This window comes from Tenacibaculum sp. XPcli2-G (assembly GCF_024124505.1).
Taxonomy (GTDB): domain Bacteria; phylum Bacteroidota; class Bacteroidia; order Flavobacteriales; family Flavobacteriaceae; genus Polaribacter; species Polaribacter mesophilus.
Genome location: NZ_JAMXSH010000005.1, coordinates 1 through 14,751 on the forward strand (window position 1 = coordinate 1; position 14,751 = coordinate 14,751).

Here is a 14,751-nt window from a genome sequence, read left to right on the forward strand (position 1 = left end):
ATCGGGTCGACATACGAAGCCTAATCGGGTCGACATACGAAGCCTAATCGGGTCGACATACGAAGCCTAATCGGGTCGACATACGAAGCCTAATCGGGTCGACATACGAAGCCTAATCGGGTCGACATACGAAGCCTAATCGGGTCGACATACGAAGCCTAATCGGGTCGACACACGAAGCCTAATCGGGTCGACACACGAAGCCTAATCGGGTCGACACACGAAGCCTAATCGGATCAACACCACTTGCCTAAGGGGAGTGTCATTCACTGCATAATGGGAGTAACACCAAACAACAAAAAAAGATAAAATATTCGTATTGTGTAGAAAATTGTTAGTTTGTTGTATTGAGTATATAGTTCTCCATTAAAAAGTCTAAAGAAAATCCTAGTTTTAAATACATTTCTTTAGCCATTTCAGAGGCTTGCAACGTAGCTAAGGATAAGTTGTTGTCAATAGCTTTATTCAATGTGTGACGCATAATTTCGGTAGCAAAACCTTGTTTTCTTTTTTCAGGAAGAATACCCAAGCTATGTAAACCAGCAACAGTATTAATAGTGTATAAAATTATGGTGCCTACAAGCTCTTGTTCAAAATAAACAAGATAGTAGGGGATGGTTTCTTTAGTTTTTAAAATGGTTGCTGTGCTTATTTCGTAATTAAAGGCTTTAAAAAAAGTATTGCTCCAAATACCAGCTTCTTCTTTGTTTTTTACTCTTTTAAAATCGATCTGTCTTTGCGTTTCGAACTTTTCGTTTAGCTCTAAACTCATTCCGTATTGTGTTGACTTTAACTGAATTTTAGCGTCAAGTTCCATATTATTTTCTTGACTTGATAGTGTAAATAAAGAAAATGTAAAATACTTATCTTCTACTAACATTTGTTGCTGTACTTCTTTTAGTTGGTTTTTAGAAGGAGAGAGGTTAGTCCAAATTCTATTAGGCCATTGGGCATTTTCAATATAAGCGCTTTCAAAAGATGTTTCTTTATAATATCCTTGATATGGAGTCGCAGCAGTTTTCCATAAAGAGGTTAAATTGTTAATGTTTGATGCTATTTTTTTCATTTTGAGTTGATTAAAAGAATACTAATTGCCATGAAAATAATTCCAATACATTTTTTGGTAGTTATAGGCTCAACAGGTAGGTTTAACCAACCAAATTTTCCTGCGAATAACGAAAAAATCAATTGACCACATAAGCCAAAAGCAATCATTTTTGAAATTCCTAGCTTTGGTATGGTGTAAAAATAAAGAGAAATACCAATCATGCTAAAAAGTCCGCCAATAAACCATAAATACCAAGGTACTTGTTGCGCTATAGTTAGTTGAATACTTTCTTCTTTGAATAGAAAGATGAATAAGCACCCAAAAATAGCACTAGCTATAGAGGTGGCTATAACAGCAATAATAGGTTGCTTTACAATAGCACCTAATTGTGTGTTAAATCCTGCTTGAACAGCTAGTGAAACTCCACCAATAAAGGCCAAAAAGTATAAAAAGAATATTTTCATACTGCAAAGATGGAAAGGAAATAACACCTTTTTCTTTACATATGTTGATTGCTATACAGTTTTTTTTATGCTCTTACGTATTCGGCTTAATTGAGTAGGAGTGATACCTAAGTGAGAGGCAATATAGTGTAAGGGTATTCTATTTTCTATGTTTGGATTAGCCTTTACAAAATCGAGATATCGTTCTTTAGCTTCTTTTAAAACAATATCAATTTCTCGTTTCTCTTTATCAATTACCCAGTTCTTTTCAAGATAAGCGATGTAAAAGTTTTGTAAATCATGGTTTTCTCTAATAAGTTGTCTGTAGGTGTCATACGAAAAACTAATAATGGTTGAGTCTTCTATAACCTCTAAAGAAAACTGAGAAGGTGTATTAGTAAGTGACGATACTACAGAACCTACAAAACTCTCTGGTAAAAAAATGTTTTTGTGGTATACTGTACCATCTTTATGTAAAAAACACGAAACCACGGCTCCTTTATAAAGAACATGAACGTGTTTTGATATTTTACCAAAAGGTAATAGGGTAGTTCCTTTTTTTAAATCATGAATTTTTGCAGTTGAAAACAAAGAAGAAATGGAGTCGTCGCCCACAGTAGCATAACGATTAAAAACTCTTGTTAAAAAGGTTTTATATTCATTAGGTTGATTCATTGTTTCGTTTCGGTGTTTTTAATTTGAATGATTTGTGCTGCAATACTTACTGCTATTTCCTCAGGGGTTTCACTTTTTATAGAAAGTCCAATAGGTGCGTGAACTTTGTTTAATTCTTCTTGAGTAAATCCTTCGTTTTGTAAAACTTCCCACATCGTTTGTAGTTTGGCTTTGCTACCTAAAACTCCTAGAAATTTATAGTTGTTTTTTAGAAGCTTACTCAATACCAATTTGTCATCAGTATATTTATTGGTCATAATAGCTACATAGCTTGAAGAAGATTCTTCTATATAGTTTTCAATATTGTTATAATCTATAACCTGTTTTTTATGAGCGGTTTGGTTGTTTTCTAAAGTGTTAAGGTTTTCTCGATTGTCAAAAATCACCACATAAAAATCAAGTTTTACAAAAAGTTCAGAAACAGCAACACCTACATGACCACCACCTACAATGTATAAGGTTTCTTTAAAACCAATATGTTCTTTAAAGTACCAATCTTCTTTCGAGTTAATGTTATACTCAAATTGATTTTCTAGAGTATGAGAAGTAAAATCAAATAGGGTAGGAGATAAATGTAATGTTCCTTTTTTACCCTGTTGTAAAGAAGAAATAATAGTTGAAATTATTGAAATATGCTTAACATCTAAGCAATGAAAGGCCACAGTTTGTTCACCAGAACAAATCATCCCAGAACCATCTTTGATATTTCCTTTATGGATTTGTTTTTTTATAAATGTTGGCGGATTCTCTTGTTGTAATAGTTGTTTTGCTTCTTCAACGAGCGCAAACTCCATAACACCACCACCTACAGAACCGAAAATAAAACCATCTTCAGTAATTAACATTTTAAAGCCTTTTCGACCTGGAGAACTGCCAAGGTTTTCAATTACCGTTAGAAGGTATACCTTCTGCTTATTTTGAAGTTTTGTATGTAACTGTTGCCAGAATTCCATAAAAGTTTACTTAAAAATGGTTTCGCTTAGGGCATAATAAATAGCCATTAGTGCTGAAAAAATAGCACTGGCTAAAAAACGCCAATCGAGTTTTACTTTATTTTGAATGATAAAATTAGCGATAAATGAAATAGGGATGTTCACTAAAAACGACCAACAGGCAACAATGAATAAGTTACTGGTTATTTGTTCAAAATTCCCAGAAAATAACTTGATAAACAGTAAATGTCTAAAAATCCAAAATGGATTAAAGTAGGCAATCGCTAATATTGTTTTCGCTATAGTTTTTCTGAGTCCGCTATTGTTGGCTGTCTTTTTTTCTATCCAATTAAAATAATTGGGTATTTCAAAAGCATAAACAGTAGCACCAATAAGTACCATTCCGAGGAGTCTGTATACTGAAAACTCGTTTAGTAAAAGGGATGCAATGGTGTCTCCAATACTATAAATTAACGCCCCCCTAAATATATTCTGTTTGGTGTATTGTAGTTTGATATTGTCTATTTTTAATTAAACGAAATCTGATTTTAATAACGAGTAAATTTCGCTGTCTAAAAACTTCCCATTATAAAAGTAGTTCTCTCTAAAATAGGCTTCTTTTTGAAAACCTAATTTTAAAAGAATACTTCTTGAATTTTGATTTTTAGGGTTTATGTTGGCTTCTAAACTATGAAGGTTGAATGTGTGAAAAGCAAAGTGAATTAAGGTGTTCATAGCTTCTTTCATATAACCTTTTCCCCAATAATCAGGGTTTAATACATAGCCTATTTCACCTCTAAAGTTTTGTTTGTCTAATCTCCATATTCCAAAATCACCAATAAGAGTATTGTTTTCTTTGAGCGTAATAGCCCAAGTAATTCCGTTTTTATCTTTAAAAGCTTGCTGAATGAGTGCTATTCTTTTTTCAATGTCTTTGGGAGATTGCGGAACTTCAGAGTCTAGGTATTTAGAAACTTGAGGGTGAGTTCTAACGTTAAACAGTTCAGAGGCATCAGCCTTTGTGTATTCTCTAAATAAAAGTCTTTCACTTTCTAATTTAGGAAACGTATCAAAAATACTTTCGTTTATTGCGTATGTCATTCTATTTTTCATACAATCCCATCAACACTTTTTCGGGTGTAAAAGGAGCGTGGAATTTTAATTTATAATTAGGGTTAAAGGTTTTTACCGCTTGCTGGATGGCAAAATAAGCCCCAATTCCATACATTAATGGAGGTTCACCAACCGCTTTCGATTTTTTAATAGCCATTTGATTCCCTTCCGTTTTTAACGGAATGGTTTCTACTGTTTTGGGAGCTGAAAAAATATCAGGCATCTTGTAGGTAGACAAGGCATTCGATAATAATCGTCCTTCATTATTATAAGAGATTTCTTCCATAGTCATCCAACCAATTCCTTGTGCCAAAGCACCTTCAACTTGCCCTAAATCAATGCCTATATTCATACTTTTACCAAAGTCGTGTACAATTTTTACGCTGTCAATTTCATAATTACCACGGATACAATCTACAGTAACTGTTGTTATTGCAGTACCGTATACATGGTAGGCAAACGGATGTCCTTTTTCTTTGGTTTTATCAAAATGAATAACTGGTGTAGCATAATGTGCATTTTCAGATAGCGCCACACGACGAAGCATCGCTTCAGCAATTAAAGCTTCCCATGTTAGCTCTGATTTTTTATTATTTACAAAAACAGCATCTTCTTGAAAAGAGATATTTTCTTTTTTGGTAGAGAGCATGTCAGCGGCAACTTCTGTTAGTCGTTCAACTAACGAATTACAAGCCATTTCAGTTGCTTTTCCGTTAAGGTCGGCAGTTGAACTTGCTGCAGAAGGTGAGGTATTGGCAACGCGTGTAGTGTTCGTGGTTTCTAGTTTTACTTTATCTGGCGAAATTCCTAAAATACTTTGTGCTACTTGTAATATTTTGGTGTTTACACTTTGTCCCATTTCTACGGCACCTGTAGAAACACCAACACTTCCATCTTGATAAATATGTACCAAAGCACGTGCATGGTTCATCGGGGTATTGGTAAACGAAATACCAAAAGCAATAGGCATTAATGAAATTCCTTTTTTGTAGCTGTCGTTCTTATTATTGAAGTCAGCTACTTCTTGTTCTAGCTGTTCAAGTTGATATTGCTCTTTTGCACTAAACCACGAATTTTGTGCTTGTACTTCGGTTGCAATTTGCCCGTAAGAAAACTCATCGTTTTCAGCTAATAGATTTGCTTCTTGTATTTTTCTTTTGTTGATTCCGATTTTATCAGCGGCATCTGCAATAGCACTTTCAATAACAAACATACCTTGCGGACCACCAAAACCACGAAAAGCGGTGTTAGGAGGTAAGTTGGTTTTACAACTATACACGGTAGTATGTACATTCGGAACGAAATAGCTATTGGTAGCATGAAACAAAGTTCTCTCAGCAATAGCAGGTGATAAGTCAGCCGCAGCACCTGAGTTTTGTAAAAACTCAGCTTCAAAGGCTTTAATTTTTAAGTCTTTGGTGAGTCCTATTTTATAAAATGATGAATAGGGGTGACGTTTTCCTGTCATACGCAAATCGTCATGACGATTCAGCATGTATTTAACTGGGCGGTTTAAGTGTTGCACTGCCACAGCAGCCATAACAGCCCAAGGAGTTGCTTGATCTTCTTTTCCTCCAAAACCACCACCTAAACGGATGACATCTACTTCAATTTTATGCATTGGGATACCCAACACTTTCGCCGCTGTTTTTTGTACAGCAGTAGGGCCTTGCGTAGAGGAAGTAATTTTTATATTTCCGTTTTCTTGAGGAACCGCATAACAACCTTGTGTTTCGAGGTACAAATGCTCTTGTCCGTTCGAAAAAGTTTCGCCTTCAAACACATAGTCACATTCGGTAAAAGCATTTTGGGTATTTCCTAAGTTAAATGAACGAGGAGCATTGATAAAACTACCTTTTTCTTTGGCTTCTTTTGCGGTTGTGATTACAGGAAGTTCTTCAATATCTATGGTAATTAAGGCTCTAGCTTTTTTAGCAATAGCTTCACTTTTTGCAACAATAAAAGCAATCGGTTGTCCCCAAAAATGGACTTCATCTTCTGCCCATAAGGGTTCATCGGGAATGATGCCTCCAATTTGATTTTCTCCTAAGACATCTTTATAGGTAAATATTTTTACTACACCTTCTAGCTCTTCTGCTTTTGAATAATCTACCGATTTGATTTTTCCATGTGCTTTTGGCGAGTCGAACACCAAGCCGAATAAGGTATCCTGTCTTAGCATTAAATCGTCAACAAATAACGATTCCCCTCTAACATGTGTAAAGCTGTCAATGTTTTTCATCGTCTTCATTAGGCAATCAATTTTTTAAGTTCTACATGATTTGGGAATAGTTCTAAAAAGTGAGCAAAAAATAATTGTCTTGCCAACAATCGCTTATAGTCAGCAGTTCCACGAACATCGCTAATAGGCGAAATTTCTGACTGTAAAATAGCTTCTGCTTCTTTTATAGTTTCAGAATTGATTGTTTTTCCTATTAAAAAGGTGTTGGTATTGGATAAATATTTTGGAATAGCTGCGACACCTCCTAAAGAAAAATGAGCATCTGTAATTGTATTGTTTTCTATAGAAACTTTTCCAGCGGAATTTACACTAGCAATATCTAAATGTGTTCGTTTGCTTACTTTTTCAAAATTAAAAAAGTCTTCTGCTTGTGGAACTTTGAATTGTATTGATTGTAAGATTTCACCTTCGTGTAAATCGTACTTTTTATAGTCTTGATGAAATTCTTGAAATGGAATTTGTCGCATATTTCCATCTTCTTTTTGAATGGTTACCATTGAGTTCAATGCTAAAAAGAAAATAGACATATCGCCAATAGGTGAGGCGTTTACAAAGTTACCACCGATGGTTCCCATGTTTCTGATTTGCTCAGAAGAAACAAGTTTCAAAAATTGTTTGAGTTTAGGAAAGAGGGTTTGTAATTGTTTGCTTTCTGCTATTTCGGTCACTGTTGTATTAGCACCTAGTGTACAAAATCCTTCGGTAAAAGAAATTTCTTTTAAAGCGTTTTTATCGGTTAATAAATGTACATCTTCTTCCGCCATTTTATCAGCATGCTGTACATAAATATCGGTTCCGTTAGCTACTTTTATTCCCGTTTTTTCAAAGGTTTTTGGTTGTATTTGTGCTAATTTTTCAGGGATAGTTTCAAAATAATTAGGAATAAAACCTTCATTGATTAGCCAATCAATTTGATGGTTTTTGTCTTTTTGTTGCAGTTTTTGTTCTATTTCAAAACCAGCTTTTTCAATCGATTTATACCCTGTGCAACGACAAATGTTTCCGCTGACAGCATCGTTACAAGAAGTTGTTTGGTTGTTGTCAAGAGCATAACCAGTCATAGAAACCACAAATCCTGGAGTACAGAAACCACATTGTGTCGCATAATTATCGGCCATTGCTTTTTGAACGGTATTCAGTTCTTTTGGTAAATTGATACCTTCTACCGTAACAATATGCTTTCCGTTAGCATTTCCCAAAGGAGAAATACACGAAGTTATACTTTGATAGTTAAGGTTACCGTTTTTTTGTTCACCGATTAGAACGGTACAAGCGCCACAATCACCTTCACGACATCCTATTTTTGTACCTTTTAATTGTTGATGTTCTCGAATAAAATCGAGTAGGGTAATACCAGCGTTTGCTGTAGTTTTTATTACCTGATTATTTAATATAAATTGTATCATAAGCAGAATGCAAGATACGAAAATGTAACGTTAGGTGAAAAGTGAGGAGCTTTGATTTTTAATTGTCACTAATTTTATTATCAAAACTGATAGCAATAAAAAAGCCTCCAAATTTTTGGAGGCTTTTTATATATTTTAAGAAAAATATTAAGCAAATAAGCTGTCTATTTTTTCTTTTTCTTCTTGTGCTAAAGCAGGATCTACTAAAATACGACCACTGTGCTCGTCAATTGTAATTTTCTTACGGTTAGCAATCTCTAATTGTACCTGTGGTGGAATAGTGAAGAAAGAACCTCCTGCAGCTCCACGCTCAATAGCAACAACAGCTAAACCGTTTCTTACTTTAGTTCTAATTCTTTTGTATGCCGTTAATAAGTGCTTGTCAATAGATTGAGAAAATTCTTCAGACTTTTCTTTTAATAATTGCTCTTCTTTCTCAGTCTCTTTTAAGATAGCATCTAATTCACCTTTTTTGTGAGCTAAATGTGCTTCTTGCTTAGCTAATTTTTCTTTGGTGTTATCAATAACCTCTTTCTTTTGAGCAATTTTAGCTTTGTATTCTTTAATTCTCTTTTCAGATAATTGAATTTCTAGCTCTTGGTACTCAATTTCTTTAGATAAAGAGTCGAATTCACGGTTATTACGAACATTTTTTTGTTGTTCTTCGTATTTAGTAATTAAGTTTTTAGATTCTTCAATCGCTAACTTTTTGTTACTAATGTCAGTTTCTAAATTTTTAACATCCTCAGCTAAATTAGAAAGTCTCTTGTTTAATCCGGCAACTTCATCTTCTAAATCTTCAACTTCTAAAGGTAATTCACCGCGAACGTTTCTAATCTCGTCAATTCTAGAATCGATTAACTGTAAATCGTATAACGCTCTTAATTTTTCTTCTACCGTTACTTCTTTTTTTGCCATCTGTTAAATATAGTGTATTGGATTTGTACTCTTTTCGCTTAAAATAATTGCAAAAGTACTAAATTTTTTGCTAAGATAATCAACTAAAAGGTTTTTTGTAAACTGCTCGCTTTCATAATGTCCTACATCTGTAAGTAAGATTCTTTTTTCAGCTTTAAAAAATTCATGGTATTTAAAATCAGCACTTATATAGACATCTGCACTTGCTCGTATGGCATTTTTAATAGCAAAACTTCCTGAACCTCCTAGTACTGCAACTTTTTTAATAGGTTTGTCAAGTAATTCTGAATGTCGTACACAACCAGTTTTAAAGGTTTCTTTTACAAATAATAAAAAGTCTTTTTCATTCATCGCCGAAGGTAGTTCTCCAATCATTCCCATACCTACGTTTTGGTTTTGGTTATCCAGCGTAATAACTTCGTAGGCAACTTCTTCATAAGGATGGTTTTTAAAGAGAGCGGAAAGTATTTTTCCTTCTAAATAAGAATCGAATGTTACTGTAATGCAGGTTTCTTCTTCAAACATCAATTTACCCTTTTCACCAACAGTAGGGTTTGAGTTTTCATTGCCTTTATAACTTCCTTTTCCTTCTACATTAAAAGAACAGTTATCATAATTACCAATATTACCTGCACCAGCTTCAAATAATTTTTCACGAAGATTATTAGCTTCTGCAAAAGGAACATAAGTAGTTAGTTTTTTTATGATTCCTTTTTTAGGAATCAAAGTTTTCATGTTTTCTAAGCCTAAAACTTCTCCCATCTTAGCTGAAACACCATTGTTTACATTATCTAAGGCGGTATGTGTAGCATAAATAGCAATATTATTCTGAATAGCTTTCAACACAACACGTTCTACATAATTGTTACCATTAATCTTTTTTAATCCGCTAAACACAATTGGGTGAAAACTTATGATAAGATTACAATTTTTAGTAATAGCTTCCTCAACAGTTTCTTCTAGGGTATCTAATGTAACTAAAACTCCAGTTACTTCAGTAGCGTAGTTTCCTATTAATAAGCCTACATTGTCAAAATCTTCGGCATACGAAAGCGGAGCTAGTTGTTCAATGTAGTTGGTAACGTCTTTTATTTGCATTTGGGTAATTTTCAAAGTATTAATATAGCAAAGTTACAAAGTAGAAAAATGAAAATAAAAGTATCCTGTAGATTAATGCTTAAATTATTACTTTTGATGTAATGAAGCTACTTCGATTTTTATTATTTCCGTTTGCTGTTTTGTATGATGTAATTACGAGGATTCGTAATTGGTTTTTTAATGTAGGCATTTTAAAATCTACTTCTTTTGATATTCCTGTAATTGCTGTTGGTAATTTGAGTGTAGGAGGAACAGGAAAATCTCCTCAGATTGAATATTTGATACGATTACTGAAAGATGATTATAAAACTGCTGTTTTAAGTCGTGGATATAAACGTAAAACAGAGGGCTTTAAAATAGTGAATGATACCCATACAGCCGAAGATGTAGGTGATGAACCCTTACAATTTTATAAGAAGTTTAAAAAAGATATTGCCGTAGCTGTGGATGCTGATAGAACGAACGGGGTCCAACAGTTATTACAACATAAGAATCCACCAGAAGTTGTGTTGTTGGATGATGCTTATCAGCATAGAAAAGTAACAGCGAGTAGTTATATTTTACTAACCAAGTACAACGATTTATTTGTAGATGATTTTGTGTTGCCTACAGGGAATTTGCGAGAAAGTAGGAGAGGAGCTAAACGAGCAAAAGTGATTGTGGTTACGAAATGTCCTGAGAATTTATCGAAGACAGAACAAGAAAAGATAGTACGAAAGATAAAACCGAAATCGTATCAAAAAGTGTTCTTTACAACGATTGTTTATGATGAGAATTTAAAAGGAACAAAAGAGTTAACAATTGATGATTTACAGGGTAAGGAAGTTTTGTTAGTTACGGGAATTGCGAATCCGACTCCTTTATTGAATTTTTTGAAAGAAAAGGAAGTAAGTTATAAGCATCTAAACTTTCCTGACCATCACAATTTTACTCAGCAAGACATTTTAAAGATTGAAAAAATATTTAATGAGCTGCCGTCTAAACAAAAAATCATGCTAACAACCGAAAAAGATTATATGCGTTTAGAAGGAAAGGTTGACTCTCTTAATTATATCTCTATAAAAAGTCATTTTATAAGAGAAGAGAAAGCTTTTAATTCTTTAATGTTGGATGAAATAAAGAAAGTGAATTAAATTACTCGTTCGTCAGCTTTGTATGCGCCACGACGGTGTAATATCCATTGAGCTTCATCCAGTGGATTTACTCCTTTAAAGTCTCTCGATTTTCCTTCTCCTTCAGGGCATACATCATAGCCATGAAAAACCATTCGTAAACGTATACGACCACTACAAAGAGTATTTAATTTAATACTTAAATCTAAAGAAGTAGCAACAGGAATCGTTCCTGTAAGATGCATCATTTCATTTTGAAAAGTAGGAGAGTCGATTGTAGCTCTTCTAGTAGTAAGTTCAGAAATAATTTTACTTAAAAACTCTTCATTGGTTTTTATTTCAAAGCGAACTAAAGGTTCCAGCAAATGTGTTCCACCAGCTTGTAAACCTTTCATGATACCCATTGGAGTAGCTAAATTAAAGTCACCAGGTCTTGAATGAACATTATGATCTTCTCCTTTGATTAATGTTATTTTTACATCGGTTACTTCCCAGCCCAATAATCCTTGTTCTAAAGCTTTAGGAATTGTTCTAGCTATTTCGTTTTGATATTTGTTATGAATATCGTTTTTAGAAACAATAGATTGATAACTAACACCAGAATTTAAAGGAGCGGGTTCAATCAAAAAAGTCATAATTGCCCAACAAGGCTTAGGCATCCAATAACGAACGTAACCTTCTGCAGCTTTGCTTATGGTTTCTTTGTAAACAATTTGAGGCTCTGTAAAAGTAGCAGGGATTGAAAATCGTTCTAATAAAACATGTGTAAGTACTTCAATTTGCATATCTCCCATTAGTAATAACAACAGTTCTTTTTCGGGTTTATGCCATTTGAATTGTAGCGTTGGATCTTCTCTGTCTATGATTTGTAAAGCCTGCGCTAAAGCATTGTAATCTTTATCGTTATCAGGTATCACTTGTACACTCAAGACGGGAGTATTTAATTCGGGGAGCTTAGGAATTCCTTCGGGGCTGCCAAGAATATCTCCTGTTTTTGTATCAACAACACCTGTAATAATTCCTATATCACCTGCTTTAATAGTAGTGTCTATGTGTTTGGTATGATGAAAAACTTTCGATTGGTTTATTTTAGTTTCTACGGCTTGGGTATGATTGTAAATAACAGACTTAGAAGATAACTCACCCGAAAAAACCTTTACATGTGCCATGACACCATGAGTTTTATGATGCTCTAACTTGTATACATAAGCAGAAGTTTCTTGTGTGGCAGTATTCTTATCTGGTTTAATGAAACTTGTTAAACCATCTAATAGCTCTTTTACACCAATGTTGTTTTTAGCAATTCCTGTAAATACAGGTGAAATTAAAGCTTTGGAAGTGTTTTTTACAATAGTTTTTATATGGAGATCATCAGTAATGGTGTGACCATTTAAGTATTGTTCTAGTAAATTTTCATCGGTTTCAATTAACTCTTCTAAAATGGCTTCTTTTTGTTCTTTGGTAGCCGAATTATTATGAAAAACTGGATTAATACAAGCAGTGTCCAATCCTTCATGATGACTGGTATAGATAGACACAGTTTTAATTTGAAGCTCATCTTTTATTTGTTCTAAAACATTCTCTGTATCTGCTCCTTGTCGGTCAATTTTATTAATGAAAATTATTGTAGGAATTTTCAGTTTTTGCAAAGCATCTGCAATAGTTAAGGTATGAGCTTGTACACCTTCAACAGCTGAAATAACTAAAACAACAGCATCTACCACACATAATGTTCTTGCAACTTCACTAGAAAAATCTACGTGTCCAGGAGTATCTATCAGATTGACTTTGGTGTCATTCCAAATAAAAGAAGTGGTAGCTGCTTTTATGGAAATTCCACGTTCTTTTTCCAGTGCTAAACTGTCAGTAACAGTAGAACCTTTATCTACACTCCCTATATTTCTTATAGCTCCTGTATGGTATAATAAATGTTCGGTTAAGGTAGTTTTACCAGCATCAACATGTGCTAAAATACCTATGTTAAGAGTGTTGGAATATTCCATTAATCAGTAATATCTTATAAAGATAGAGGTAGTTTGTTAAAATTGCTCTTTTGCTTCAGTTCGTAGTTGCTTAATGTCTTGTTCGTCTTTACGTGGACAAATAACTAATACATCATCTTTTTCTACAATAATAAAATCTTGTAATCCTTGAACTACTACTTTTTTGCCATTTTTAGTACTAACCATATTCCCGTTGGCATCTTTAAAAATAGTTGTAGCTCCAACTGTTGCGTTTTGATGAGTGTCTTTATCAAGTTTGTTATATAAAGAACCCCAAGTACCTAAATCATCCCAACCAAAATCTACAGGGAGTACGTGTACCTTTTCAGAGCGTTCCATAATTCCGAAGTCGATAGAAATATTCTCGCACTTCTCATAGTTGCTTTTAATAAAATCATCTTCGAAATTAGTGTTGTACACGTTATCTTCGGTTTCTAAAATGTTTACCATTTCAGGAAGATGTTTTTTAAAGGAATGTAAAATGCTAGAAACAGACCAAACAAAAATACCAGCATTCCATAAATAGTCGCCACTCGCTAAAAACTGAGTAGCTTTTTCTAGATTAGGTTTTTCGGTAAACGTTTGTACCTTTTTTATTTCAGAAGCATTTTCTTCAAATTGAATATAGCCATACCCCGTATTTGGGTGATTCGGTTGTATTCCTAGAGTCATTAATATGTCTTCCTTTGAGCAAGCGTTAAAAGAAGTTTCTATGTTTTTAAGGAATTCGGTTTCGTTTTCTATCCAGTGATCTGATGGGGCTACTAACATCACAGCATTTTCATTTTGCTGACGGATTTTTAATGCAGCATATAAAATACAAGGAGCTGTGTTGCGCATTGTAGGTTCAAGAAGTAGTTGTTCTGAGCTAATCTCAGGAAGTTGTTTTAATATTAATTCTTTATAACGTTGATTCGTAGCAATTAAAATATTCTTAGAAGGAACTAATTGATTGATCCTGTAAAAGGTTTTTTGTAATAAAGATTCTCCAGTTCCTAATAAATCATGAAATTGTTTAGGATTGTTTTCTGTACTTACAGGCCAAAGACGAGAACCTACGCCACCAGCCATAATTACTGCGTAATAATTATTCTTCATAAGAATTTTAAGTTTTTATTAATTCAATTTCTGCGTTTTGATTGAATAAGTAGGTTTTTTTATTGTTTAAATTTAAGCATTCATAACGAGTTCTTCGTTTATTTCCTCTCTTATATAAAATATTTTTAAATTTAAAAACACTCCCTACAGGAACTTCAAATATAAAATGCTTTCCATTTTCTGCTTTACCTCCTCGTAGAGCTAACGATAAGTTTGTATCGGTATCTGTACTGGCTTTAGGATTTTTTAAATAATTGGCTAAATATGGCAGAATATTTTTTGGATAAATTTCTGGCTGTAAAAAAGGTAACATTAAATGTTGAAAAACTGTTTTCCATTCTTTACCATGAGGTTGTACTCTTCCAAATTTTTGATACGTAACATGATGTGCAATTTCATGAATTAACGTCAGTAAAAATTGATAAGGGTTTAAGTTGTTATTTACTGTAATTTGCATGTGACCATTTGGTAAGCGACGAAAATCACCATGTTTGGTTTGGCGTTCACTTACTATTTTCAAATTGATTTTATGCTCAATAATTAAATATTCAACTAATGGAATTGCTTCTTTGGGGATGTATTTAATTAGTGTTTTTTTCAAAAGTCAGTTCGAGCGGTTTTTATTTTGAAATAAAATGAAAAAATAAAAAATTGTATCGAGAA

General features: G+C 33.5%; 14 protein-coding genes. 1 reads left to right on the forward strand and 13 read right to left on the reverse strand.

What is annotated here, in order from left to right; genetic code table 11:
• Positions 1-334 precede the first annotated feature (334 nt).
• The 10 genes from NH341_RS12980 to NH341_RS13025 form a co-directional block, all read right to left on the reverse strand.
• Positions 335-1,066, reverse strand: a complete 732-nt coding sequence (locus NH341_RS12980; protein WP_253057145.1) for a GNAT family N-acetyltransferase — start codon at positions 1,064-1,066, stop codon at positions 335-337.
• Positions 1,063-1,512, reverse strand: coding sequence for a DMT family transporter (locus NH341_RS12985; RefSeq protein ID WP_047789591.1), 450 nt, complete (start codon positions 1,510-1,512; stop codon positions 1,063-1,065). The genes NH341_RS12980 and NH341_RS12985 overlap by 4 nt, the downstream gene beginning before the upstream one ends.
• A 51-nt stretch (positions 1,513-1,563) precedes the next feature.
• Positions 1,564-2,166: a Crp/Fnr family transcriptional regulator gene (locus NH341_RS12990; protein WP_253057147.1), complete on the reverse strand. Its 603-nt coding sequence runs from the start codon at positions 2,164-2,166 to the stop codon at positions 1,564-1,566.
• A complete protein-coding gene (locus NH341_RS12995; RefSeq protein WP_253057149.1) occupies positions 2,163-3,119 on the reverse strand; it encodes an XdhC family protein in 957 nt (318 codons plus the stop codon). The genes NH341_RS12990 and NH341_RS12995 overlap by 4 nt, the downstream gene beginning before the upstream one ends.
• A gap of 6 nt (positions 3,120-3,125) precedes the next feature.
• Complete coding sequence (locus NH341_RS13000) at positions 3,126-3,500, reverse strand: hypothetical protein (protein ID WP_253057151.1); 375 nt, start codon at positions 3,498-3,500, stop codon at positions 3,126-3,128.
• 129 nt (positions 3,501-3,629) lie between these two features.
• Positions 3,630-4,199, reverse strand: coding sequence for a GNAT family N-acetyltransferase (locus NH341_RS13005; protein WP_253057153.1), 570 nt, complete (start codon positions 4,197-4,199; stop codon positions 3,630-3,632).
• A 1-nt stretch (position 4,200) separates the two neighbouring features.
• Positions 4,201-6,462, reverse strand: a complete 2,262-nt coding sequence (locus tag NH341_RS13010) for a xanthine dehydrogenase molybdopterin binding subunit (RefSeq protein WP_253057154.1) — start codon at positions 6,460-6,462, stop codon at positions 4,201-4,203.
• Positions 6,462-7,859: an FAD binding domain-containing protein gene (locus NH341_RS13015; protein ID WP_253057155.1), complete on the reverse strand. Its 1,398-nt coding sequence runs from the start codon at positions 7,857-7,859 to the stop codon at positions 6,462-6,464. The genes NH341_RS13010 and NH341_RS13015 overlap by 1 nt, the downstream gene beginning before the upstream one ends.
• Before the next feature lie 147 nt (positions 7,860-8,006).
• Positions 8,007-8,777 (reverse strand): zinc ribbon domain-containing protein, encoded by a 771-nt coding sequence (locus NH341_RS13020; protein ID WP_047789597.1) that lies wholly within the window; start codon positions 8,775-8,777, stop codon positions 8,007-8,009.
• 3 nt (positions 8,778-8,780) lie between these two features.
• Entirely contained in the window at positions 8,781-9,875 is a 1,095-nt protein-coding gene (locus NH341_RS13025) for a Nif3-like dinuclear metal center hexameric protein (protein ID WP_253057160.1), read from the reverse strand.
• A 101-nt stretch (positions 9,876-9,976) separates the two neighbouring features.
• Between NH341_RS13025 and lpxK the strand changes: the two genes are divergently transcribed.
• On the forward strand, positions 9,977-11,008 hold the full coding sequence (gene lpxK / locus NH341_RS13030) for a tetraacyldisaccharide 4'-kinase (RefSeq protein ID WP_253057162.1): 1,032 nt from the start codon (positions 9,977-9,979) through the stop codon (positions 11,006-11,008).
• Here the strand turns inward: lpxK and NH341_RS13035 are convergent.
• Genes NH341_RS13035 through NH341_RS13045 form a run of 3 tightly spaced genes read right to left on the reverse strand, consistent with a single transcriptional unit; the run spans position 11,005 to position 14,689 of the window.
• Positions 11,005-12,990: a translation factor GTPase family protein gene (locus NH341_RS13035; protein WP_253057164.1), complete on the reverse strand. Its 1,986-nt coding sequence runs from the start codon at positions 12,988-12,990 to the stop codon at positions 11,005-11,007. The two genes, lpxK and NH341_RS13035, sit on opposite strands and share 4 nt — an antisense overlap.
• Before the next feature lie 36 nt (positions 12,991-13,026).
• Positions 13,027-14,088 (reverse strand): mannose-1-phosphate guanylyltransferase, encoded by a 1,062-nt coding sequence (locus NH341_RS13040; protein WP_047789601.1) that lies wholly within the window; start codon positions 14,086-14,088, stop codon positions 13,027-13,029.
• 7 nt (positions 14,089-14,095) lie between these two features.
• Positions 14,096-14,689, reverse strand: a complete 594-nt coding sequence (locus NH341_RS13045; RefSeq protein ID WP_047789602.1) for a SprT-like domain-containing protein — start codon at positions 14,687-14,689, stop codon at positions 14,096-14,098.
• Positions 14,690-14,751: the final 62 nt, after the last annotated feature.

What these genes read in the sequence shown, in the direction of transcription:
- NH341_RS12980 (WP_253057145.1), bottom strand. Translation starts at nt 1,066, where the DNA reads ATGAAAAAAATAGCATCAAACATTAACAATTTAACCTCTTTATGGAAA.
- NH341_RS12985 (WP_047789591.1), bottom strand. Translation starts at nt 1,512, where the DNA reads ATGAAAATATTCTTTTTATACTTTTTGGCCTTTATTGGTGGAGTTTCA.
- NH341_RS12990 (WP_253057147.1), bottom strand. Translation starts at nt 2,166, where the DNA reads ATGAATCAACCTAATGAATATAAAACCTTTTTAACAAGAGTTTTTAAT.
- NH341_RS12995 (WP_253057149.1), bottom strand. Translation starts at nt 3,119, where the DNA reads ATGGAATTCTGGCAACAGTTACATACAAAACTTCAAAATAAGCAGAAG.
- NH341_RS13000 (WP_253057151.1), bottom strand. Translation starts at nt 3,500, where the DNA reads ATGGTACTTATTGGTGCTACTGTTTATGCTTTTGAAATACCCAATTAT.
- NH341_RS13005 (WP_253057153.1), bottom strand. Translation starts at nt 4,199, where the DNA reads ATGACATACGCAATAAACGAAAGTATTTTTGATACGTTTCCTAAATTA.
- NH341_RS13010 (WP_253057154.1), bottom strand. Translation starts at nt 6,462, where the DNA reads ATGAAGACGATGAAAAACATTGACAGCTTTACACATGTTAGAGGGGAA.
- NH341_RS13015 (WP_253057155.1), bottom strand. Translation starts at nt 7,859, where the DNA reads ATGATACAATTTATATTAAATAATCAGGTAATAAAAACTACAGCAAAC.
- NH341_RS13020 (WP_047789597.1), bottom strand. Translation starts at nt 8,777, where the DNA reads ATGGCAAAAAAAGAAGTAACGGTAGAAGAAAAATTAAGAGCGTTATAC.
- NH341_RS13025 (WP_253057160.1), bottom strand. Translation starts at nt 9,875, where the DNA reads ATGCAAATAAAAGACGTTACCAACTACATTGAACAACTAGCTCCGCTT.
- lpxK (WP_253057162.1), top strand. Translation starts at nt 9,977, where the DNA reads ATGAAGCTACTTCGATTTTTATTATTTCCGTTTGCTGTTTTGTATGAT.
- NH341_RS13035 (WP_253057164.1), bottom strand. Translation starts at nt 12,990, where the DNA reads ATGGAATATTCCAACACTCTTAACATAGGTATTTTAGCACATGTTGAT.
- NH341_RS13040 (WP_047789601.1), bottom strand. Translation starts at nt 14,088, where the DNA reads ATGAAGAATAATTATTACGCAGTAATTATGGCTGGTGGCGTAGGTTCT.